We start from the raw sequence: 21758 nt of genomic DNA on the forward strand, positions 1-21758 counted from the left end.
GGGGGTCAGTGCAGCGACTGCGAGGCGCTGGCCGGCGCTTCGGGCATTTCGACATGCACCGTGTCGCCGTCGGCGTTGGGGTAGAGCGGGGCGCCGCAGTCGTCGCAGAATTCGAAGGGGAATTGCTGGTTGTGGACCACGATGTCCTTGATTCCGGCTTCGCGCAGCAGGCCTTCGATCTCGCCGGTCGAATCGGTGTTCTCGTCCTCGCTGCCGAGCAGCGGCCAGACGACGCCGTGGTAGATGGCTTCGCTGTCGCGGGCGCCGAAGCCGATGCGGTACTCCTCCAGGCGCTGGTCGTGGAAGCCGCCGATCACCGCGCGCAGCGCTTCGGCGGGCTTGCCGAGCGAAGTCTGCAGGAAGGCGACCGAGGCGCGCAGCGAATACGGGCGCGAGGCGAGGTCGGCGGTGCGGCAGGCGCCGTGGTAGGCGTCGGCCAGAAGCGGTTGGAAGGCGCAGCCGGTGAGCAGCGGTTCGAGGCTGGGGCCACCCTGCTTCATCCATTCCTTGAGGGCGGCCTCGCGCGTCATGCCGTCAGCCTCGTTCCAGCGGAAGAGCGCCTGCCCGCGCGGGACGACGACGGCACCCAGCAGGTAGCGGGTGTCGGAGAGGAACTGGTTGGTTTCCGGCATCGTCTCGATGTCGACTTTGTGCGGCGTTCCGGCCAGGGCCGCGCTGCCGAGGTCGCGCATCAGTTGCCAGGTATCGACGAAGCTGCGCGGCAGCTGGTCGGGGCTGTACAGGAAGTCGGCGAGGGCGATCCGCGCCTTGGCCGAGAAGGCGTGCGCGCCAAGTTGCACGGACAGCGTCTGCAAGGTGCTTTTGGCGATCGTCCCGGCCGGGATCGAGAAGCGCGACCAGGCAAGGATCGGGGCGTTGAACAGCAGCACGTCGTACTCCTCGCCCTGATGCGTGACCACGCTGGACTCGGCGCAGGCCTCGATGGTGTCGGCCAGCGCGTCGTGCGCTGCGGCGTGCGCGTCGAACAAACGGTCGAGCGCCGCGTTGAGGTCGTCCTCGGCGCCGTTGAGCAGGAGCTTTTCGACGAGGTCGGCGAGCTGGCGCTCCCAGAAGCTGTCTTCGAGACGGCCGCCCGATTCGGCGAGGCACAAGGCCAGGCGGCCCAGTTCGGCGGCGTCGGCGGAGACGCGTTTGCGCGAGGAAAGACGGTTGCGTTTCATGGCGACGAGGAGAAATGGTCAATCCAGCATTGTATCAAGGGTCGGAGCCGGCTTCCCCTTGCACTTCCAAATGCTGGCGATAGATGGTGCTTTCTTCCATCACCAGTGCTTGTGTGCCCCTGGCGGTGCGGGGTTTCACGGTGCTTCTTGGCGTCACGGAGGCGGCATCAACGAATTTCGGCGATGTTGTTCTTGGGTGGCATGAAAAAATCGCGCGGCCTTTGGCGCAAATGGCGCCACACTGCGCCGATGATCGTTTTCCAGGGCGTACCGCTGACCTGGCGCGAGCGCAGGGCGACGTTGAGCGCGAGGCTGAAACTGACCACGAGGTTGATCGTGCCGATGGCGGCGACGCCGAGCACGGACCAGAGGAGCAGCCAGGCGTTCGGATGACCGTCAAGGCCGACGAAGCCGAGGCCGACGAAGGCCGAGGAGAACGCGACGTGACGGATGTCGAGCGGCAGGCCGAAGAGAAAACCGAGCAGGGTGGTGCCGCCGAGCATGAATCCGAAAAGGAAATTGCCGGCCAGGGCGCCGAGGTTGTTGCCGACGTAATTCGCCACGCGTTGCAGCCGGTACTCGCCGAGCAGGCGGCGTGCCCAGGCAAGCTGCCGGATGCGTTGCGGAATCCGGTTGTAGGCGGCGTAATTGTCGAAGTAGCCGCTGATCAAACCGGCGACGAAGAGGCAGATGCCGGCGATGGCGGCATAGACGACGACGCCACTGTGGATCAGGCTTTGTTCGGTGAGCAGGTGTTCGGCTTTGGCCGGTGGGACGAAATGCGTGCCGCTGAAAAAGTAGACGGCAAAGGCGATCAGTGCGGCGACCGGGACGGCGACCCCGACGTTGCCGAGGATGGCGACGATCTGGGTACGCACGGTGCGTGCGACCAAGGCGGCAAGGGTTTCGGCGTCGCACAGCTTGCCGCCGGACTGGCAGATGGTGGCGGCAATGGCGTTGGCGGTCATGGCCGGTTGTTTGGTGGCGATGGTGCCGTGCAAGAAATGAATCAGGCAAAAACCGAGGCCGTAGTTGAGGCAGAACGCCAGAGCGCCGGTAAGGGGCGCCATCTCGGTATTGGCGAGTAGCAGCTTGAGGCAGGCCATGAAGGCGACGATGAAGCCGCCGACGGCCGCCGAACGGGCGATGGCGAAGTATTCGGCGCGCGTTTCGGAAATGTAGTGTTCGCCGTGCTGGCCGGCATTCTCGGTGACGCGCAGGGCGATGAGTTCGGTGTTCTGCCGCCAGTGGGCGCGCAGGTCGTCGCGCCGGCATTCGGCGGCGACGAGGTGGGTGAACAGGCGAACGATGGGGGGGCGCGCCTGCTCGCCGTCCGGGTGGTGGAGTAGGGCGTCGAGCACATCGAGCAGCGCCTCGCAACGGTCGATCAGCTGTTGCAGGCGTTGCAAGTGGAAGGTCAGGCGGATGCTCGTGCCGTCGCGTGCGGCGCGTTTGCGGATGCGTTCGCTGCTTTGCCGGCATTGGTCGAGCAGGACGCGCAGGTGCTTGTCGTCGCTGATCAGGGCGGCCGGTTGGCGCCACGCGAGCGGATACGTGTCGATGTAGGCGATCAGCTCGGCGTTCTGCGTGGCGAAAGGCGATTCGTATTGCTCAAGCGCCGGGTCGAGGCGCAGCAGCTCCGGGTCCATGCCGCCGGCCGCGATCCAGAACGAAATGATGCGCAGGGCGCGCAGAACCTCCGCGGCGGCATGCGGCAAGGCGGCGCTGGCCGGGGTTTCTTCGAAATGAATGGCTGCGATCAGCTCGAGCCAAGCGGTTTCGCCGAGCCCCGTGACCCAGCGGGCGTCGGACGCGTGCGGGAAAATCCGCCGCAGGCGGGTGCGCAAGCGTTCGTCGTCGAGGGCTTCGGGCAGCAGTTTGTGGCCGATGCGGCGAAAAAGCTCGGTGAAGAAACCGGTGTTCGGCAGGATGCCGGTCGAGGCGTACAGGTCGGCGTGGCGGGTCTCAGTGCTCAGGCCGAGGATGGCTTCGCGCACGGCGCGGCGCAGGTCGGAGCGCGTCTCGAGCAAATGGCACAGCGCGCGCAGCCGGCGTTCTGCGTCCTCCAACTGGTCCGGATTCTCCGGGCGCAGTTCGGCAACGAGCAGGGCGAGCAAATCGGTGGGGTCGGGGTGGTGATCTTTAAAACGGTTGAGGAGTATTTCCATGCGAACGCGGTCGGGAACGACCGGCCTTTGTTTGAGTCGATTACAATCCTAACAAATTCTGTCGGGCGGCCTTTTCGACCGTCTGATCGTGCCTGGATTCAATTCAACCATGCTTATTCTGCTCTCGCCCGCAAAATCCCTCGATTTCGAAACCCCGCCGCATCTGCACGATCACAGCCAGCCGGATTTCCTCGCCGAGTCGGCGCGGCTGATCGGGCGACTGCGCGAGCTGGCGCCGAACGAGCTGGCGTCGTTGATGGGGATCAGCGATCCCTTGGCCGAACTCAACGTTGGGCGATATGCCGCCTGGTCGACGCCCTTCACGCCGGCCAACGCCAAGCCGGCGGTGCTGGCCTTCAATGGTGACGTCTACGAGGGCTTGGACGCAGGCACGCTGAGCGCTGCCGACCTCCTTTTCGCTCAGGATCGCGTGCGCATCCTGTCCGGGCTTTATGGGGTGCTGCGCCCGCTCGACCTGATCCAGCCCTACCGGCTGGAAATGGGGACGCGCCTCGTCAATTCGCGCGGCAAGGACCTCTATGCCTTCTGGGGCTCACGCATCGCCGAGGCAGTGAATGCGGCCGCACGCGCCAGCGGTTCGCCGACGCTGGTTAATCTGGCCTCCGACGAGTACTTCAAGGCGGTCGGCGCGCGGCGTGTCGACGTCCCGTTCGTGCAGCCGGTGTTCGAAGACTGGAGCAAAGGCACGTACAAAGTGGTGAGCTTCTACGCCAAGCGTGCGCGCGGCTTGATGGCGCGCTATGCCGTGCAGGCGCGCCTCGACGACATCGAAGGGTTGAAGGATTTTTCCGCCGAAGGCTATGCCTACGACCCCGAAGCGTCGTCCGGCGAGCGCTGGGTCTTCCGTCGCCGCCTAGCCTAGGCCAAGGCGACGGCAGGCCTCGTCGGCCTTGACGATGGGGCAGGGCGGCGGCGTGCGTTTGTGCTGAGCCAGGCGCAGCAGCAGCTTGTCGCGTGTCACCAGCAGGCCGGCGCCGCTGCGTGCCGCCAGGATCAGGAATTTCTGGTCGTCGACATCGCGGCAGCGCGGCAGGACGTAGGCTTCCCCGTCCTCGCCCGGCAGGCTGTCAGCCAGGTTCAGGTAGCGTTCGAGCAGCGCCCTCTGCGCGGGAGCGTCGAGGCGGAATTCGGGGTAGGCGAGGACGCGCTCAAGCTCGGCGAGGCAGTCGGGATCGGTCAGGGCCTGCACTCGGCCGGCGGTGAGCGCGGCCAGCAAGGGCGCGGTCGCCGGGTTGGCGAAGTGCAGCATGTCCATGATGATGTTGGTGTCGAGTACAAGGCGCGTGCTAAGCGGCGGAATCGTTTCGTTTTTTTGCATCGATCGGTTGTCGTGGCAAGGGGCGGTGCTTAAAATGTGCGGCGATTATCGCCGCGCACGGGTGGCTTTGGTCAATCATTCTTGCAATCGTCTTGGAATCGACTTGAAGGGAACGGCGTGTTGCCCCTGCTCCAGCGCGTAGAAGCAATGTCCGCATGTCGCGACCGAAGTCGTCTGCCCGACGTCCTGTTCGGTGCTGTCGGCGGCATGTTCGGCGAAGGTGCCGACGTTGGCTTGTTCCTGCGCGAGGGCGCATTTGGGCCGCCAGCGCTCAGGCGCTTTTCCGGAGGGGGGTGCGAACGTCGTGCCTGCGAGCTGTGGCTCGCCTGTCTGGACGAAGTGCCGGGTGACGGCAGCCTGCTGCGCCGCGCCATCGACGGGCGGGACTGCGGACTCGTCGCCTTGCAGGCGTCAGAGCTGTGCAACGAGCAAGTCATTCTGGCGTATGCCCGTCACGACGGCGCCACGCCGGAGGACGGCGAGCGTCAGGCGCACGATGTGCTCAGCCTGGCCCGCATTTATGGCCATCAGCTGCGTCTGCTCGATTACGGCGAACTCGACAGCTTGACCCGGCTGCTCAACCGCAAGACCTTCGAGGAGACTTTCGATCGTCTGCTGCAGGCTTCGACGCGTGGATGCGAGTACCTGGGGGGCGAGCGGCGTCAGGCGGACGCCGCGATGCCGGCCTGGCTGTGCGTGATCGACATCGACCATTTCAAGCGGATCAACGACACCTTCGGTCACCTCTTCGGTGACGAAGTCCTGCTGCGCCTCGGCGAGTTGATGCGCCGCACTTTCCGCACCGGCGACCGGTTGTTTCGCTTCGGCGGTGAGGAATTCGTCGTGCTGCTCAACGCCGTGGATGCGGCGCGGGCGGCGCAGAGTTTCGAGCGCTTCCGCCGGCGTGTCGAACGCCACGATTTTCCTCAGGTGGGGCAAGTGACGTGCTCGATCGGGTTTACCCGCGTCGAGGCGCTCGATGTGCCGACTGACGTGCTCGGTCGCGCCGACCGAGCGCTCTATTACGCCAAAGCCAGCGGTCGCAATCGGGTCTGCGACTATGAGGCGCTGCTGGGGGCTGGCGCCATAGCCCAGCCGCAGGTCGTCGACGCCACCCCGGCTGCCGACATCGACGCCCTGTTCGACTGAGCGCGAGGGCGTGAGTCGATGACGCTGCCCGGCTGTTCCGGCGGTCGATGTGCGCGCCTTGATGGTTGATATGGCATTTTTTGTCACCGTGCGCTGAGTGTTCGGAACACGCGTGGCGATTTCTTCAGCAATTCCGAAAGGTTTTTTTGTGCCGTACCGTTTGATCCGGCCCCTGTGCCGCATGCTATTTGGCGTTGAACCGTCTTCGTTCATGGAGGCGAGCGGATGGGGCGTTTGATCCTGGCGCCGATGGAAGGCCTGGCCGATTGCGTGTTGCGCGACGCCCTGACCCGCATCGGCGGTTTTGACGAGGCGGTGAGCGAATTCATCCGCGTGTCCGGCTCCGTATTGCCTGAGCGGAGCTTTCGTCGCTTTTGCCCCGAACTGGCCAACGGCGCTCGAACGCCCGCCGGGACGCCGCTCGTCGTCCAGCTCCTGGGCAGCGATCCGCACTGGCTGGCGCTCAACGCAGAACGTTTGTCCAGCCTCGCTCCGGCTGGCATCGACCTCAACTTCGGGTGCCCGGCGCCGACGGTCAATCGTCACGGCGGCGGCGCCATGCTGCTCGATGATCCACCCTTGATCGCACGCATCGTCGGCGCGGTGCGCGCGGCCGTGCCGCCGGAGATTCCGGTTTCGGCGAAGATGCGACTGGGGGTTCGGGATGCCTCACGTGCCCTCGAGTGTGCCGCGGCGATCGCCGATGCCGGTGCCGCCCGTCTGGTCGTGCATGCCCGAACCAAACTCGACGGCTATGCGCCGCCAGCCCATTGGCACTGGATCGCACGCATCCGCGAGGCGGTCGGGGCGTGCCTGCCGGTGGTGGCCAACGGAGAAGTCTGGAATGTCGCCGATTACCTTCGCATCCGGGCCGAGACGGGTTGCGAAGATGTCATGCTCGGCCGCGGTGCGGTGGCCGATCCCTGGCTGGCGCGCCGCATCGTGGCCTGCTCCGGCGGTCGCGCGCTGGGCGTTCCGGAGGACGGCGAATGGGCGGCGCTGCTGCCGTATCTCGTGCATTTCTGGGAGAGCGTTCAGGCTCGGGTCGAAGCGCGCTTCGTGCCCGGCCGACTCAAGCTCTGGCTCAACGCCTTGCGTCGGGCGTATCCGGAGGCCGAAGCCCTGTATCAGGCGGTGCGTCCTTTGCCGGGGGCCGTGGAGGTCGAAACCGTCCTGCGCCGTGCTGCCGAAGCTTCAGCATCGGCGGCGGCCGGGGCGCGGCGATGAGGCTGTGTCACTTCAAGTGACGATCGGCGATGCGCCGCAATTCTCCGCTGCGTTCGAGCTGATCGACGGCCAGTCGCAGGCGTTGCTGGACGGCCGGAGGCAGGTGCTTGGACATGATGATGTAACGGGCTTCAGAGGCATGGACGTAAACCATGCGGATTTTGTCGAGGACGCCGAGGCTGCGGGCGATCGGGACGATTGCGACCTCGTTGGAGTAGAGGAACCGTCCGCGACCGCCGAGCAGCATGCGCAGCGAGGCCTCGGCGGTTTGTGCGCTCTTGTCGATGTTCAGGCCGAACGACGCGATTTCCTTGAGCTGGGCGCTGGCCTGCGAGGTGATGACGCGGTGTTCGGGAATGGCTTTGATGTCGGCAAGGCTGTTGAGCTTGATCGGGTCGTCGGCGAGCACGAAGATGCCGTCGCGGGTGTGGTATACCGCTTGGGGAAGGTAGGTGTATTTGTCCTGCCGCTCCTCGTCAAGCCCGATGCCGACGAAAAAATCGAGTTCGCCGGAAGCGACGAGCGCCTGGATGCAGGCGAAAGGAACGTAAGTCTGGTCGCCGCTAAACCGGAGCGTGGGGTCGATTTTTTCAATGGCCCGCAGGACGTCGATACCGATGCCGCCGATCAATCCATTGGGCAGTGTGTAGTACTTTGGCGGCGAGAGCTGCGCGGCCGTGCGCAACTCGATCACTCCGTTGGCCCAAGCCTGGCACGCGAACACGAGCCCGGAGAGAGTGATCAGGGCGCGCAACAGAAATCGTATGAACATGGAAAACGTTGGGATGCGATGGAAAGCGATGGAAAGCGGTGCTGGAGCGGCGCGTTTGGCGGGGCAGGGGGGCGACGGGCGAGGTGGAACGATGGGCAGCGTGGCGTCAGGGTTCAACCTATCATAGTCACCTGCACCTTGCCATTGCAGCTCACGTGCCTAGCGTTTTTTGTCTCGACCTTTTTTGATTCATTCTAGTTCCTGATGCAAGTGAATTCTCGTGTTCCCAGCAGTGCGCAGGACGGCGTTCATGTGCAATTGACGACCTTGGTGGCCAAGCATCTGGCCGCTCCTTTCCTCAAGCCTTACGCCGATTACAACCGCCGCGCCGCCGACGAAAGCCTGGCGCGCTACGCCCGTCGTGGCGCGGGGGCGCCGTTGATCCTTGATGCCTGTTGCGGGGTTGGGGAAAGCAGCATCGCCCTGGCGCGGGCCTTTCCCGATCATTACGTGATCGGCGTCGATCAGTCCGCCGATCGCCTCGCCCGGCGCATCGCCGATAAGTCGGCCGAACGTCTGCCGGAGAACGTCGATCTGGTGCGCGCGGACCTCGTCGATTACTGGCGCCTCTTACAGGCGGAGGGCGTCCGGTTGGCGCGGCAGTATCTGCTTTATCCGAACCCCTGGCCAAAAATCGGCCATCTGGCGCGGCGCTGGCATGGGCATCCGGTTTTTCCGAGCATGCTCGCGCTCGGCGGTGATTTCGAGTGCCGTAGCAACTGGCCGATCTACGTCGAGGAAATGGCCCGGGCGATCACACTGGCCACCGGACGGGACGTTGTGGTCGAGGCGTATGCGCCTGAACCGACGCAAGTGCTGACACCATTCGAACGCAAGTACCTTGCTTCGGGCCACGCGCTGTCGCGCCTGCGCGTGGCCTTGCCTTGATGGGCCAGAAATCCCGGTCGAGAATCAGCAGCGGAAGCGGCCGACCAGCGTATTGAGTTCGCTGGCGATCTGTTCGAGCCGGGCCGCCGTTTCGGCCGAGGCCTGCATGGCGGCCGAGGTTTCTTCGACCATCGAGGCGATCTCCTCGACCTTTTGCGCGATGTTGTCGCTGGCGAGGCTCTGTTCGCGCGTCGAATCGGCGACTTCGCGGATGTGTTCGAGCGTCGTCGTCGCGCCATCCTTGATTTGACGCAACGCAGTCGCGGCCTCCTCGGCGGCGGAGATGCCCTCGTCGACTTCCGGCAGGGTGGCGTCCATCGCCTGGACGACTTCGACGGTGTCGGTCTCGATGCCGGAGATCATCTGTTCGATTTCCACCGTTGCCGTCGATGTCCGTTCGGCGAGTTTCCTCACCTCGTCGGCGACGACGGCGAAGCCGCGGCCCTGTTCGCCGGCGCGTGCCGCCTCGATGGCGGCATTGAGCGCGAGCAAGTTGGTCTGGTTGGCGATGTCCTTGATCACGCTGGCGATCGTCGAAATCTGGCGGGCGCGTGCTTCGAGCTTGCGGATGCGGTCTGAGGCGGCGCTGACGCTGACGGCGATGTCGCGGATCTCGCGCGTCGCCCCTTCAATGCGCTCGACGCCGCTGTGCGAGAGTTCGAGCGAGGACGAGGAGTATTGCTGGGTGTCCTTGGCGTTGTCGGAGATGTGGTTGATGCTGACGGTCATCTCTTCGATCGCCGCGGCCATCGAAGACGTGGCGTCGGACTGCTTGTGGGCGGCCTGGGCAACTTCGCGCGAGGAGGTGCTGATCTGTTCCGCCTCGCGGGCCAGTTGGCCCGAAAGCGCGTTGATGTCGCGCATCATCAGGCGCAGCGCGGCAACCATCTGGCCCATCGAATCGAGCATGCTGCCGCTGGGCGCCGGAGGCATTTCGCCCGAGAGGTCACCGGTTGCCACGCGCGCCATGATGCCGTTTGCGACCTCGGGTTCGCCGCCGACCTGGCGCAGGACGTTGCGCGTGATGTAGATGGCGAGCGCGATCTCGACGATCAGGATGAACAGGATGACACCCAGTTCGGACCACAACCGCGAGCGAAAAGCAGCGTCGATGTCGTCGGTGAAGACGCCGGTGCCGATCATCCAGTCCCAGGGCTCGAAATGCATGATGAACTGCAGTTTCGGAACGCTGACCTGGCTACCCGGACGAGGGAAGCTGGAGTCGACGAAAGCACTGCGCTTGCCCTGCAGGGCGGCGAGCAGATACTTGATGACGTAGCGCCCTTGGCCATCCTTGATTTTTTCCAGGAGGTCCTGGCCCATGAATTCGGGGCGGATGTGGAAGGTATTCACCCCCTTCATGGTGTAGGCGTAGAAGTATTCGGTCTTGCCGTCGCTGCCGCCGTAGCGCGCGGTGCGTAGCGCGTCGATTCCCGCCTTTTTGGCTTGTTCGTTAGTCAGCTTGCCCGCCTTGGCCTGCGCGTCGATGTCGGTGAGTGTGTTGTAAACGGCCTCGGTGACCGAGCGGATCTGCAGTCGGCGCGCCTCGAACATGTCGTTGCGCATCGAGGTCGCCGAATAGATGACCGCGAACAGCAGGCCGAGCAGGGAGGCGGCGACAAGTAAAGCGATCTTGGTGCTCAGCTTCAATTTCTGGAACATTTGACAGTCTCCCGGGGATTTTTTGTTTTGTGTTTCATTAAGCCTTCCGCCGCGAAGAACAACGATTGCGGTGGCTCTACAGCTCTTTACGGTTAATATTAGTCTTTCTTGATTTTTCTTTCCTCTCCGTGTCAGCCTGTCTTGCTTGCGGCGCTTGTTGCGCCGCCTTTCGCGTCGATTTCCACTGTTCCGAACTGGCCGCGTCGGAGCGCCCGGGCGTGCCGCCGGAGTTGACGGTTCCGGTGACGGCGCGCCTGTACCGGATGCGCGGAACCGACGACGCGCCGCCGCGCTGCGCCGCGCTTGCCGGCGAGATCGGCCAGGCGGTGCGCTGCACGATCTACGTGCAGCGTCCCGGGCCGTGCCGGGATTTCGCCCCCTACGCCGGGGTCGGCATCGGCGACGATGCCTGCGACGCCGCCCGTCGCCGCTACGGGCTGCCACCGCTCGCGCTGTGAGCGGTGCTCTTTTTATTATTCCGGGAGCTGTTTCGTGACCATTTCACTCGCCGTTCGTGGCGATTACATTCAATTGGACCAGGTGCTCAAAGCCACCGGGTTGTGTCATTCGGGCGGTTTTGCTCACGCCCAGATCGAAGCCGGCGAGGTGCGCGTCGATGGCGTTACCGAGACGCGCAAACGGGCCAAGTTGCGCCCGGGTCAGCGCGTCGAATACGGAGGCGAAAGTGTGCTTCTGTTTCGTGAGGGAAACCATTGCGAAACGTAAGGTGACTAAGGCTTTGGAGGGCTTGCAGCGGCTTCACACCTGCCAATGCTTTGGATAAGATGGCCGAGCTACCTTGGCGGTAGTGTCGTTCTGCCTCGCAGGCCGGCGAAAGCGGGTTGCGGCCCGTTCGCGCAGTGAATTGTCCGCGTCGTCCGTTGCCAACGGGCGTCGGGGGTTTCGCCAAACGCCACTTTTAAGAAAGGCTGCTGCAATGCTGGAATCCTATCGTGCCCATGTCGCCGAGCGCGCCGCGCTCGGCATCCCGCCGCTGCCCTTGAGTGCCAAGCAGACCCGGGAACTGGTCGAGCTGCTGAAGAATCCGCCGCAGGGTGAGGAAGAGGCGCTGGTCGAACTGATTGCCTATCGCGTTCCGGCCGGCGTCGACGACGCCGCCAAGGTCAAGGCCGAATTCCTGGCCAAGGTGGCGGCCGGCAGCGAGTCCTGCAAACTGATTTCGCGCGCCAAGGCGACCGAACTGCTTGGCACCATGCTGGGCGGTTACAACGTCAAACCGTTGATCGACATGCTTGGCGATGCCGAGGTCGGCGCCGTGGCGGCCGAGGCGCTCAAGAAGACCCTGCTGGTCTTTGATTACTTCCATGACGTCAAAGAGTTGGCCGACAAGGGCAACGCCAACGCCAAGGCCGTGCTGCAGAGCTGGGCCGATGCCGAGTGGTTCACCTCGCGGCCTGAAGTGCCGGCCTCGCAGAAGCTGACCGTCTTCAAGGTGACCGGCGAGACCAACACCGACGACCTGTCGCCGGCGCCGGATGCGACGACGCGCCCGGACATCCCGATGCATGCCCTGGCCATGCTCAAGAACCCGCGTCCGGGCATCGAGCCGGACGAGCCGGGCGTGCGCGGCCCGATCCGCCTGCTCGGTGAGCTGACGAAGAAGGGCAACCTGATCGCTTACGTCGGCGACGTGGTCGGCACGGGCTCGTCGCGCAAGTCGGCGACCAACTCGGTCCTGTGGTGGACCGGCGAGGACATCCCCTTCATCCCGAACAAGCGTTTTGGCGGGGTGTGTCTGGGCAGCAAGATTGCCCCGATTTTCTTCAATACCATGGAAGATGCCGGTGCCTTGCCGGTGGAGATCGACGTCCAGCAGATGGAAATGGGCGACGAAATCGAGCTGCGCATCGACACGGCGACGACCACCGTCACCGCGCTCAAGAACGGCGCCGTGATCGCCGAGGCGCAGCTCAAGACGCCGGTGATCCTCGACGAAGTGCGCGCCGGTGGCCGCATTCCGCTGATCATCGGCCGCGGCCTGACTGCCAAGGCGCGCGAAGCGCTCGGCCTGCCGCCCTCGACCCTGTTCCGGCTGATGGCCGACCCGGTCGAGACCGGCAAGGGCTATTCGCTGGCGCAGAAGATGGTCGGCCGCGCTTGTGGCCTGCCCGAGGGCAAAGGTGTGCGCCCGAACGCCTACTGCGAACCGAAGATGACCACCGTCGGTTCGCAGGACACCACCGGCCCGATGACCCGCGATGAACTGAAAGACCTCGCCTGCCTCGGCTTCTCGGCCGACATGGTGATGCAGTCCTTCTGCCACACCGCGCCGTACCCGAAGCTCGTCGACGTGCAGACACACCGCACGCTGCCGGGCTTCATCACCAACCGCGGTGGCGTCTCGCTGCGTCCGGGGGATGGCGTCATCCACAGCTGGCTCAACCGCCTCTGCCTGCCCGATACCGTTGGTACCGGCGGCGATTCGCACACCCGCTTCCCGATCGGCATTTCCTTCCCGGCCGGCTCCGGCCTCGTCGCCTTCGCCGCGGCGACCGGCGTGATGCCGCTCGACATGCCCGAGTCGGTGCTGGTGCGCTTCAAGGGCACGATGAATCCGGGGATCACCCTGCGCGACCTCGTCAATGCGATCCCGTACTACGCGATCAAGCAGGGCCTCTTGACCGTCGAGAAGAAGGGCAAGAAGAACATCTTCTCCGGCCGCATCCTTGAAATCGAAGGCTTGCCGCAGCTCAAGGTTGAACAGGCCTTCGAGTTGTCCGACGCCTCGGCCGAGCGCTCGGCCGCTGCGTGTACGGTGCATCTGGACAAGGAGCCCGTTGCCGAATACCTGCGTTCGAACATCGTGCTGATGAAGTGGATGATCGCCAACGGCTATTCCGACGTGCGCACGCTGACCCGCCGCATCAAGGCCATGGAAGCCTGGATCGCCGATCCCAAGCTGCTCAAGGCTGATCCGGACGCCGAGTACGCAGCGGTGATCGAGATCGATCTGGCCGACGTCAAGGAGCCGATCCTTGCCTGCCCGAACGACCCCGACGACGTGAAGCTGCTCTCCGAAGTGGCCGGCGACAAGATCGACGAGGTCTTCATCGGCTCGTGCATGACCAACATCGGTCACTTCCGCGCCGCCGGCAAGGTGCTTGCCGGGACGACCGACATCCCGACCCGCCTGTGGATCGCGCCGCCGACCAAGATGGACGCCATGATCCTGACCGAGGAAGGCTATTACGCCGTGCTCGGCAAGAGCGGCGCGCGGATGGAAATGCCGGGTTGTTCGCTGTGCATGGGCAACCAGGCGCAAATCCGCAAGGGATCGACGGCGATTTCGACCTCGACGCGCAACTTCCCCAACCGTCTGGGCATCGACACCCGCGTCTATCTCGGTTCGGCCGAGCTGGCGGCGATCTGTGCGTTGATGGGCAAGATTCCGAACGTCGAGGAGTACATGGCGCAGATCCAAGTGGTCAATGCCAAGGCCGGCGACATCTACCGCTACATGAACTTCGATCAGATCGCCGAGTTCGTCGAAGCGGCGGAGACGGTCACGCTCTGAAAACGTGGCCGCGCGGTCGCTCACGTAACCCCGGCCCTGTGCCGGGGTTTTTATTTTTGGATTTGCTACGGAGAACATGGGGCATCGGAAGTTAAACCGTTTATGCTTTTCTCCGTGTTCTCCGTGGTAATGGTTTCCTATGTCGTCCCCCTCTCTGTCCTCGATCCGCGTTGAAGCCCTGACGCCTGAGTTTTCCGCGCGTGCGGAGGCGCTCGCGGCCCGGCTGGGCCTGCCGCTTTCCGGCGAAGCCGGGTTCGCCCTGCAGCTCGGCCCGCAAGGCCTGCAGTTGCTCGATCTCGCGCCTGGTGCGCCGGGCGCGGTGCGGGCCGATTTTCTCGAAGGCGCGAGCGCGCACCGGCGTCTCTTCGGCGGTGGTAGCGGGCAGATGATCGCCAAAGCCGTCGGCCTCAAGCCCGGCGTGCGTCCGCGCGTCCTCGACGCCACTGCCGGCCTGGGGCGCGATGCTTTCGTGCTGGCTCAGCTCGGCTGTACCTTGGATTTGATCGAGCGCCAGCCCATCGTCGCCGAACTGCTGGCCGATGCTCTGTCGCGGGCGCAGGATGATCCGGAGGTCGGCCCCATCGTCGCGTGCATGCACCTTCGGGTTGGCGATGCGATCGCTGCGATGCGCGCCTGGTCAGAGGCTGCGCCCGAAGTGATCTACCTCGACCCGATGTTTCCCGAGCGCGACAAGAGCGCACTGGTGAAAAAGGAAATGCGCCTCTTCAAAACTCTGGTCGGTGGCGACGACGATGCCCCCGAGTTGCTGGAGGCGGCGCTGGCGTTGGCCAGCCACCGGGTCGTCGTCAAACGACCGCGCAAGGCGCCGGTGGTGACTGGTCGGCCGCCGTCACACGCGTTGGAAGGCAAGTCGAGCCGCTACGACATCTACGCGCTCAAGGCATTGTCGCGCGCCGAGGATTAAGCTTGGCGTCTCCGGCCGAGCGCGAAAAAATGCCCGGCCGGAGGTGCAGCACAAAAGGCCGGGCCGTCGTGGCCGGCGCTCGGGCCGGCCGCGGGGGGGGTATCAGGAGGTGCTTGCCGTGGCGTGCCAGAGCCGCAGCTTTTCGAGGGTCAGTTCATCGGTTTCGTGCAGCACCAGGCGGGCGCCGTCAAAGTCCTCGTCCTGGTGGTAATCGCCCAGCGTGACCACGGTGGGGATGCCGGCGGCGAGGCTGGCGGTCAGTCCCGAGGGGGAGTCCTCGACCGCGAGGCAGTCACGCGGCGGTAGCCCGAGCTTGGCCAGGGCGTTCTTGTAGAGGTCGGGCGCCGGCTTCTTGGCGGGCGTGTCATCGCCGGAAGCGATCACCTCGAACCAGTCGTCGGCCTTGGGGCCCAGGTGGGTCTTGAGCAGGCCGACAATGTTCTGTTCGCACGAGCTTGAGGCAATCGCCAGGCGCACGCCGTCGGTGCGGGCGTCGCAGATCAGCTGGCCGATGTCCGAACGCAGGCGGATGTGGCCTTCGGCGAGGCGGCGCTGGTAGTTGCGCACGGCGATCTCGTGAATGCGCGCCAACAATTCATCGCGGTCGGGACGGGCGTTCACGGCCGGGTCGTGGTGTTCGGCGTAGTAACGCAGGCGTTCCAGTCCGCCGCAGATCTTGAGCAGCGAGCCGTAGAACTTTTCGTCCCAGTGCCAGGACAGTCCGACTTCCTTGAACGCCGCGTTGTAGGCGGGACGGTGGCCGTCCCGCTCGGTGTTGGCTAAAGTGCCATCGACGGCAAAGATAAGTGCGCGTAGAGCCATGAGATTCACCTTCGGATGAAGTGGATGGAATCCGTGTCGACCATGGCACGAGGTTAGTCGATTTGCCCTTCGCGCAAAAGGGGTATTCGTGCCGTCGCAGCAATGCACGCGGAATATGTTGGGATGGCGCGAATCTGATGCAATCCAGTGGCCGTGATTGCATTGTGGGTTCTACGTATTGCGGCTCAAATGCAGTTATGCAGGAATGTTAATGTTTCACGATGCGAGAGAAAAACTTGCAGTTGGTTCCTTGTTTGCACTAGGTTGTGCGCAACGATTGCTTGTTGGTATGGCGCAAGCGGTTGAGAATCCGGGCTCCTGGCCCGGTGGAACCTGCATTTCCAAGGCTTGGTCGTTCCGGCGCTGAGCCGGTACGAGGGAGTTAACAACAGGAGGTCTGACTGACGTGAAGCCGACGAATATCGGCCATCCCGACTACTTCCATAAAGTCGTGGATTGCCAATGGGCGTGTCCAGCCCATACGCCCGTGCCCGAATACATCCGCCTGATCGCTTCGGGCCGTTATTCGGACGCCTACATGATCAACTGGCGGTCGAACGTGTTCCCGGGAATTCTCGGGCGCGTGTGCGACCGTCCCTGCGAGCCTGCCTGCCGGCGCGGCCGCATTGACAAGGAACCGGTCGCCATCTGCCGCTTGAAGCGCGTTGCGGCCGACCTTAAGGACGATCTCTCCGAGCGGCTGCCGAAAGCGCCGACGGCCAAGAACGGCAAGCGCGTCGCCTGTATCGGTGCCGGCCCCGCGTCGCTGACCGTGGCCCGCGACCTGGCGCTGACCGGCTATGAAGTGAGCATTTTCGACTGCGGAACCAAGCCCGGCGGCATGGTGCGCACGCAGATCCCGAAGTTCCGTCTGCCCGAGAGCGTGCTCGACGAGGAGTGCGGTTACATCCTCGACCTCGGCGTGAAGGCGCATTTCAACCATTGGGTTAAGAGCCTCAAAGACGTGCTGGCCGAGGGCTGGGACGCCGTTTTCGTCGGCACCGGCGCGCCGCGCGGGCGCGATGCCGACATTCCGGGGCGCCAGGAAGCTGCGGCGCACATCCACATCGGCATCGACTGGCTGGCCAACGTCGCCTTCGGTCACGTAACCAGCGTTTCGCCGCGGGTGATCGTCCTCGGTGGCGGCAACACCGCGATGGACTGCTGCCGGTCGGCGCGCCGTCTGGGCGGCACCGACGTCAAGGTGGTGGTGCGCAGCGGTTTCGACGAGATGAAGGCCTCGCCCTGGGAGAAGGAAGAGGCGCTGCACGAGAACATCCCCATCCTCAACATGCGCGTGCCGAAAGAATTCGTGCACGACAACGGCAAGCTCACCGGCGTGCGTTTCGAGCTGGTGCGCGCCGAGTATGACGACAAGGGCCGCCGCCAGCTGGTGCCGACCGGCGAGCCGGACGAGCTGATCGAGTGCGATCAGGTGCTCGTCGCCATCGGCCAGGAGAACGCCTTCCCCTGGATCGAGAAGGACATCGGCATCGAGTTCGACAAGTGGGGGCTGCCGGTGCTCAACGCCGACACCCTGCAGTCGACGCAGCCCAAGGTCTTCTTCGGTGGCGATGCCGCCTTCGGCCCCAAGAACATCATCACCGCCGTCGCCCAAGGACATCAGGCCGCGGTGTCGATCGACCTGTTCTGTCGTGGCCAGAACCTCCTCGAGCGCCCGGCGCCCGAAGTGGTGATGACCAGCCAGAAGATGGGCATCCACGAGTGGAGCTACGACAACCAGGTCTCCGAGGAAGCGCGCAAGAAAGTGCCGACCAAGGCGCTGGAAATGACGCTCTCGGACATCAAGCTCGAACTCGAAATGGGCTTCGATCCCTTCATGGCCTGTTCGGAAGCCGAGCGCTGCCTGAACTGCGACATGGAGACGGTGTTCGTTCCCAAGAACTGCATCGAGTGCGACGCCTGCGTCGACATCTGTCCGACCGAGTGCATCACCTTCACCCAGAACGGCGAAGAGGACGACCTGCGTGGCCGCCTGAAAGCCCCGGCGAAGAACCGCGAGCAGGCGCTCTACGTCTCCGACACGGTGAAGACCGGCCGGGTGATGGTCAAGGACGAAAACATCTGCCTGCATTGCGGCATGTGTGCCGAGCGCTGTCCGACCGGCGCTTGGGACATCCAGCATTTCTTCCTGCAAATGGCCGAGGCGGGTACGGAGGTTAGCAAGACATGAGCAGCATCCAATCGATTCAAAGTTGTAACGACTTCGTCATCAAGTTCGCCAACATCAACGGTTCGGGTTCGGCTTCGGCCAACGAGCTGTTCGCCCGCGCGATCATGGGCATGGGCGTGCCGGTGGCGCCGCGCAACATCTTCCCCTCGAACATCCAGGGGATGCCGACCTGGTACGAGATGCGCGTCTCGGCCGAAGGCTGGCTCGGCCGCCGCGGCGGCTGCGACCTGATGGTGGCGATGAACCCGCAGACCTGGGACCGCGACGTCGCCGAGCTCGCGCCCGGTGGCTACCTGTTCTACGACTCGACCAAGGCGCTGCCGCGTTCGCGCTTCCGCGACGACATCGTCGTCCTCGGCGTGCCGCTGACCGAGATGTGCAACCGCGAGTACACCGACGCCCGCCAGCGTCAGCTGCTCAAGAACATCATGTACGTCGGCGCGCTGACCGCGCTGCTGGACATGGACCTCGCGGTGCCCGAGAAGCTGATCGCCGACCAGTACCGCGGCAAAGACAAGCTGATCGGTCCCAACGTCCAGGCCCTGAAGCTCGGCTACGACTACGCCAAGGCCAATCTGCCGTGCCCGATCGGCCTGCGCATCGAGCGTGCCGACGGTGTCGGCGACATGATCTTCGCCAACGGCAACGATGCCGCCGGTCTCGGCGCGGTCTACGGCGGCGCGACCGTCGTTGGCTGGTACCCGATCACCCCGTCGACCTCGGTCATCGAATCCTTCTCGAGCTACTGCCGCAAGCTGCGCACCGACCCGGAAACCGGGCAGGCCAAGTACGCCATCGTGCAGGCCGAGGACGAGCTGGCCGCCATCGGCATGGTCATCGGCGCCTCGTGGAACGGCGCACGCGCCTTCACCGCCACTTCCGGCCCCGGCGTCTCGCTGATGCAGGAATTCTTCGGCCTGGCCTACTTCGCCGAAGTGCCGGCGGTGCTGGTGAACGTGCAACGTGGCGGCCCGTCGACTGGGATGCCGACGCGCACCCAGCAGTCGGACCTGATCGCCTGCGCCTACGCCTCGCACGGCGACACCAAGCACGTCATGCTCTTCCCGGAAGACGCCTACGAGAGCTTCACCTTCACTGCGCAGGCCTTCGACCTCGCCGAGCGTCTGCAGACGCCGGTGTTCGTCATGCTCGACCTCGACATCGGCATGAACGAGCGCCTGTGCAAGCCCTTCGACTGGGACGACAGCCGCCGCTACGATCGCGGCAAGGTGATGAGTGCCGAAGACCTCGACGCCGGCAAAACCTTTGGCCGCTACCTCGACGTTGATGGTGACGGCATTCCGTACCGCACCATCCCGGCGACGCACCCGACCAAGGGCGCCTTCTTCAGCCGCGGCACGACGCGCAACGCCTACGCCAAGTACAGCGAAACCGGCGCCGACTACGTCTATAACATGGAGCGCCTGCGCCGCAAGTTCGAGACCGCCAAGACCCTGGTGCCGGCCCCGATCCTGACCGCGGCCGCCAAGAGCACCCGCTACGGCGTGCTCTACTACGGCTCGACCAGCCCGGCGATGGCCGAGGCCTTCGCGCTGCTGGCCAAGGACGGCGTCCAGGTCGACATGATGCGCGTGCGCGGCTTCCCGTTCGCCGCCGAGATCGAGGACTTCGTCGCCAACCACGACGTGGTTTACGTCGTCGAGCAGAACGAAAGCGGCCAGCTGCGCATGCTGCTCATCAACGAGTGCGAAATCGATCCCAAGCGTCTCGTCCGCGTCCTGCACTACGACGGCACGCCGATCACCGCCCGCTTCATCGCGGGCACGATCGCCGAAAACATCGCGGCGCGCGAAGCTGCGCCCGTTCGTCAACAGGTGGCCTCATGACCTATCTCGCCAAACCCAAACTGCTGCGTCCGGACACCCCGAAGAACGCGCTCGGCTACACCCGCCGCGACTACGAAGGCGCGATCTCGACGCTCTGCGCCGGCTGCGGCCACGACTCGATCAGCGCTGCCGTCGTCCAGGCCTGTTTCGACCTCGACATCGAGCCGCACCGCGTGGCCAAGCTCTCGGGCATCGGTTGTTCGTCGAAGACGCCCGACTACTTCCTCGGCAACTCGCACGGCTTCAACACCACGCACGGGCGCATGCCCTCGGTGCTGACCGGCGCGGCGATGGCCAACCGCGAACTGCTGTACCTCGGCGTGTCCGGCGACGGCGATTCGGCGTCGATCGGCATCGGCCAGTTCGCCCACGCCATGCGGCGTGGCGTGAACATGTGCTACCTGGTCGAGAACAACGGCGTCTACGGCCTCACCAAGGGCCAGTTCTCGGCCACCGCCGACAAGGGTTCGAAGAGCAAGCGCGGGGTGGTCAACAGCGACAGCCCGATCGATCTCGTCTCGCTCGCCCTGCAGCTTGGCGCGACCTACGTCGCGCGCAGCTTCTCGGGCGACAAGGAGCAGTTGATTCCGCTGATCAAGGGCGCGCTGCGTCACCGCGGCTCGGCGCTGATCGACGTCATCAGCCCCTGCGTGACCTTCAACAACCACGCCGGCTCGACGCGCAGCTACGACTACGTGCGCGAGCACAACGAGGCGGTCAACCGGCTCGACGTGATCCTGCCGCGCGACAAGATCGAAGCCACCTACGCCCCCGGCGCGCTGCGTCGCGTGGTGCAGCACGACGGCTCGATCCTGATGTTGCGCAAGGTTGATCACGACTACGATCCGACCGACCGCGTCGGCGCCATGAACTACCTGCAGGAACGTCAGGCGCTGGGCGAAATCGTTACCGGCCTGATCTACGTCGACAGCAACGCCGACGACCTGCACCGGCACCTGAACACGGTGGAAACGCCGCTCAACAAGCTTTCCGACGCCGACCTGTGCCCGGGCAGCAAGGTGCTCGAAACGATCAATGCCGCGCTGCGCGGTCGCTGATTAAAAACGGCCGACAGGCCAGGGAGCAAAAACGGCGGGGGCCTCGGCCCTCGCCGTTTTTATTTTGCGCGCCCGATCATCATGGGCCCTGGCATGAGCCTGGAACGACCGCTGCATGCGCTCTGCAGCCGGCCTGGAAGGCGCATCCAGACGCCCTTTGCGGGCTGCCGTGCAAGGGGTTTGAACGGGATCAGAACGGCGCCGGGTGGGTGAACTCGAGCCGTCGGCCGTCCTGCGGATGGGCGAAGGCGAGGAATTCGGCATGCAGCAGCAGGCGTTCCGCTTTGGCGCGCACCGCCGCTTCGGCGTAGAGCGGGTCGCCGAGGATGACGTGGCCGAGCGCCTGCATGTGCACGCGCAGCTGGTGCGTGCGCCCGGTCTCGGGGGTCAGTTCGACGCGCGTGCTGTGCGTCGCGGCGTCGTAGGCGAGTTGGCGAAAGCGCGTCAGCGAAGGTTTGCCCTGATCGAAATCGACCTTGTGCAGTGGCCGGTTCGGCCAGTCGACGAGAAGCGGCAGGTTCACTTCGCCGTCGCTGGCCATCAATTTGCCGTCGACCACCGCCACGTAACGCTTGTCCACCTCGCGCTCCTGGAAGGCGATGCTCAGCCGCCGGTGCATGGCTTTTCCGCGCGCCAGGACGACGAGGCCGGAGGTGTCGAAGTCGAGGCGGTGCACGATCAGTGCGTCGGGGTAGTCCTGCTGGACGCGTGCGATCAGGCAATCCTGCTTGTCCTCGCCGCGCCCGGGGACCGACAGGAGGCGCGTCGGCTTGGCGACGACGAGCAGGCTATCGTCGGCGTAGAGCAGGGCGTGGGACTCGGCGGTGGTGGCAGCGGGCGGGGGCGGCAGGGGCGTGGACATGGCAGAGGTGGAGGCGAGTGCGGCTCGGCTTGGCCGAGCGGGCGTTCGCCGGGGTGCGAAAGGGCGACATTTTCGCCTGTTTTTGCACGCCGCGCACGTCGCCTTGGTTTAGACTGTGACTTTTGTTTC

Annotated in this window: 18 protein-coding genes; 11 read left to right on the plus strand and 7 right to left on the minus strand. The window is 64.7% G+C overall.

Annotated features, from left to right (window positions below; translation table 11 throughout):
* Positions 1 to 5: 5 nt before the first annotated feature.
* Positions 6 to 1181 (minus strand): DUF2863 family protein, encoded by a 1176-nt coding sequence (locus tag QMB55_RS07815; RefSeq protein WP_497588123.1) that lies wholly within the window; start codon positions 1179 to 1181, stop codon positions 6 to 8.
* A 167-nt stretch (positions 1182 to 1348) separates the two neighbouring features.
* Positions 1349 to 3349, minus strand: coding sequence for a site-specific recombinase (locus QMB55_RS07820; RefSeq protein WP_497588124.1), 2001 nt, complete (start codon positions 3347 to 3349; stop codon positions 1349 to 1351).
* Positions 3350 to 3458: 109 nt separating this feature from the next.
* On the opposite strand from QMB55_RS07820, the gene yaaA reads away from it, so the two are divergent.
* The gene (gene yaaA, locus QMB55_RS07825) at positions 3459 to 4232 is read left to right on the plus strand and encodes a peroxide stress protein YaaA (RefSeq protein ID WP_497588125.1); all 774 of its coding nucleotides are present in this window, start codon (positions 3459 to 3461) and stop codon (positions 4230 to 4232) included.
* On the opposite strand, the gene QMB55_RS07830 is transcribed toward yaaA, so the two are convergent.
* Complete coding sequence (locus QMB55_RS07830; RefSeq protein WP_497588126.1) at positions 4224 to 4688, minus strand: putative toxin-antitoxin system toxin component, PIN family; 465 nt, start codon at positions 4686 to 4688, stop codon at positions 4224 to 4226. The two genes, yaaA and QMB55_RS07830, sit on opposite strands and share 9 nt — an antisense overlap.
* Before the next feature lie 147 nt (positions 4689 to 4835).
* On the opposite strand from QMB55_RS07830, the gene QMB55_RS07835 reads away from it, so the two are divergent.
* Together QMB55_RS07835 and QMB55_RS07840 are read left to right on the plus strand one after the other, a co-directional pair.
* Positions 4836 to 5837, plus strand: coding sequence for a GGDEF domain-containing protein (locus QMB55_RS07835; protein WP_497588127.1), 1002 nt, complete (start codon positions 4836 to 4838; stop codon positions 5835 to 5837).
* 225 nt (positions 5838 to 6062) lie between these two features.
* A complete protein-coding gene (locus QMB55_RS07840) occupies positions 6063 to 7064 on the plus strand; it encodes a tRNA dihydrouridine synthase (protein WP_497588128.1) in 1002 nt (333 codons plus the stop codon).
* Positions 7065 to 7071: 7 nt separating this feature from the next.
* Here QMB55_RS07840 and QMB55_RS07845 read toward each other — a convergent pair whose 3' ends face one another.
* The gene (locus QMB55_RS07845; protein ID WP_497588129.1) at positions 7072 to 7836 is read right to left on the minus strand and encodes a substrate-binding periplasmic protein; all 765 of its coding nucleotides are present in this window, start codon (positions 7834 to 7836) and stop codon (positions 7072 to 7074) included.
* Between the two features lie 201 nt (positions 7837 to 8037).
* On the opposite strand from QMB55_RS07845, the gene trmB reads away from it, so the two are divergent.
* Positions 8038 to 8724: a tRNA (guanine(46)-N(7))-methyltransferase TrmB gene (gene trmB / locus QMB55_RS07850; protein WP_497588285.1), complete on the plus strand. Its 687-nt coding sequence runs from the start codon at positions 8038 to 8040 to the stop codon at positions 8722 to 8724.
* A 24-nt stretch (positions 8725 to 8748) separates the two neighbouring features.
* Here the strand turns inward: trmB and QMB55_RS07855 are convergent, their stop codons facing one another.
* The gene (locus QMB55_RS07855) at positions 8749 to 10386 is read right to left on the minus strand and encodes a methyl-accepting chemotaxis protein (protein ID WP_497588130.1); all 1638 of its coding nucleotides are present in this window, start codon (positions 10384 to 10386) and stop codon (positions 8749 to 8751) included.
* A 128-nt stretch (positions 10387 to 10514) separates the two neighbouring features.
* Between QMB55_RS07855 and QMB55_RS07860 the strand changes: the two genes are divergently transcribed.
* The 4 genes from QMB55_RS07860 to QMB55_RS07875 all read left to right on the plus strand — a co-directional run bounded on the left by QMB55_RS07860 (position 10515) and on the right by QMB55_RS07875 (position 14846).
* Positions 10515 to 10844, plus strand: a complete 330-nt coding sequence (locus QMB55_RS07860; RefSeq protein ID WP_497588131.1) for a YkgJ family cysteine cluster protein — start codon at positions 10515 to 10517, stop codon at positions 10842 to 10844.
* 34 nt (positions 10845 to 10878) lie between these two features.
* Positions 10879 to 11112, plus strand: coding sequence for an RNA-binding S4 domain-containing protein (locus QMB55_RS07865; protein WP_497588132.1), 234 nt, complete (start codon positions 10879 to 10881; stop codon positions 11110 to 11112).
* 211 nt (positions 11113 to 11323) lie between these two features.
* Positions 11324 to 13921, plus strand: coding sequence for a bifunctional aconitate hydratase 2/2-methylisocitrate dehydratase (locus tag QMB55_RS07870; RefSeq protein ID WP_497588133.1), 2598 nt, complete (start codon positions 11324 to 11326; stop codon positions 13919 to 13921).
* 139 nt (positions 13922 to 14060) lie between these two features.
* Positions 14061 to 14846, plus strand: a complete 786-nt coding sequence (locus tag QMB55_RS07875; RefSeq protein ID WP_497588134.1) for a class I SAM-dependent methyltransferase — start codon at positions 14061 to 14063, stop codon at positions 14844 to 14846.
* Between the two features lie 102 nt (positions 14847 to 14948).
* On the opposite strand, the gene QMB55_RS07880 is transcribed toward QMB55_RS07875, so the two are convergent.
* A complete protein-coding gene (locus QMB55_RS07880) occupies positions 14949 to 15668 on the minus strand; it encodes an HAD-IA family hydrolase (RefSeq protein ID WP_497588135.1) in 720 nt (239 codons plus the stop codon).
* Between the two features lie 406 nt (positions 15669 to 16074).
* Here QMB55_RS07880 and QMB55_RS07885 point away from each other — a divergent pair, with 406 nt between their 5' ends.
* Genes QMB55_RS07885 through QMB55_RS07895 form a run of 3 tightly spaced genes read left to right on the plus strand, consistent with a single transcriptional unit; the run spans position 16075 to position 20767 of the window.
* Positions 16075 to 17862 (plus strand): FAD-dependent oxidoreductase, encoded by a 1788-nt coding sequence (locus QMB55_RS07885; RefSeq protein WP_497588136.1) that lies wholly within the window; start codon positions 16075 to 16077, stop codon positions 17860 to 17862.
* Positions 17859 to 19709 carry a 2-oxoacid:acceptor oxidoreductase subunit alpha gene (locus QMB55_RS07890; protein WP_497588137.1) on the plus strand — a complete coding sequence of 617 codons (1851 nt, stop codon included), beginning with the start codon at positions 17859 to 17861 and terminating at the stop codon, positions 19707 to 19709. The genes QMB55_RS07885 and QMB55_RS07890 overlap by 4 nt, the downstream gene beginning before the upstream one ends.
* A complete protein-coding gene (locus tag QMB55_RS07895; protein WP_497588138.1) occupies positions 19706 to 20767 on the plus strand; it encodes a 2-oxoacid:ferredoxin oxidoreductase subunit beta in 1062 nt (353 codons plus the stop codon). The genes QMB55_RS07890 and QMB55_RS07895 overlap by 4 nt, the downstream gene beginning before the upstream one ends.
* Positions 20768 to 20957: 190 nt before the next feature.
* Here QMB55_RS07895 and QMB55_RS07900 read toward each other — a convergent pair whose 3' ends face one another.
* Positions 20958 to 21629 (minus strand): pseudouridine synthase, encoded by a 672-nt coding sequence (locus QMB55_RS07900; RefSeq protein ID WP_497588139.1) that lies wholly within the window; start codon positions 21627 to 21629, stop codon positions 20958 to 20960.
* Positions 21630 to 21758: the final 129 nt, after the last annotated feature.

The organism is Propionivibrio sp. (assembly GCF_041441355.1).
Taxonomy (GTDB): domain Bacteria; phylum Pseudomonadota; class Gammaproteobacteria; order Burkholderiales; family Rhodocyclaceae; genus Propionivibrio.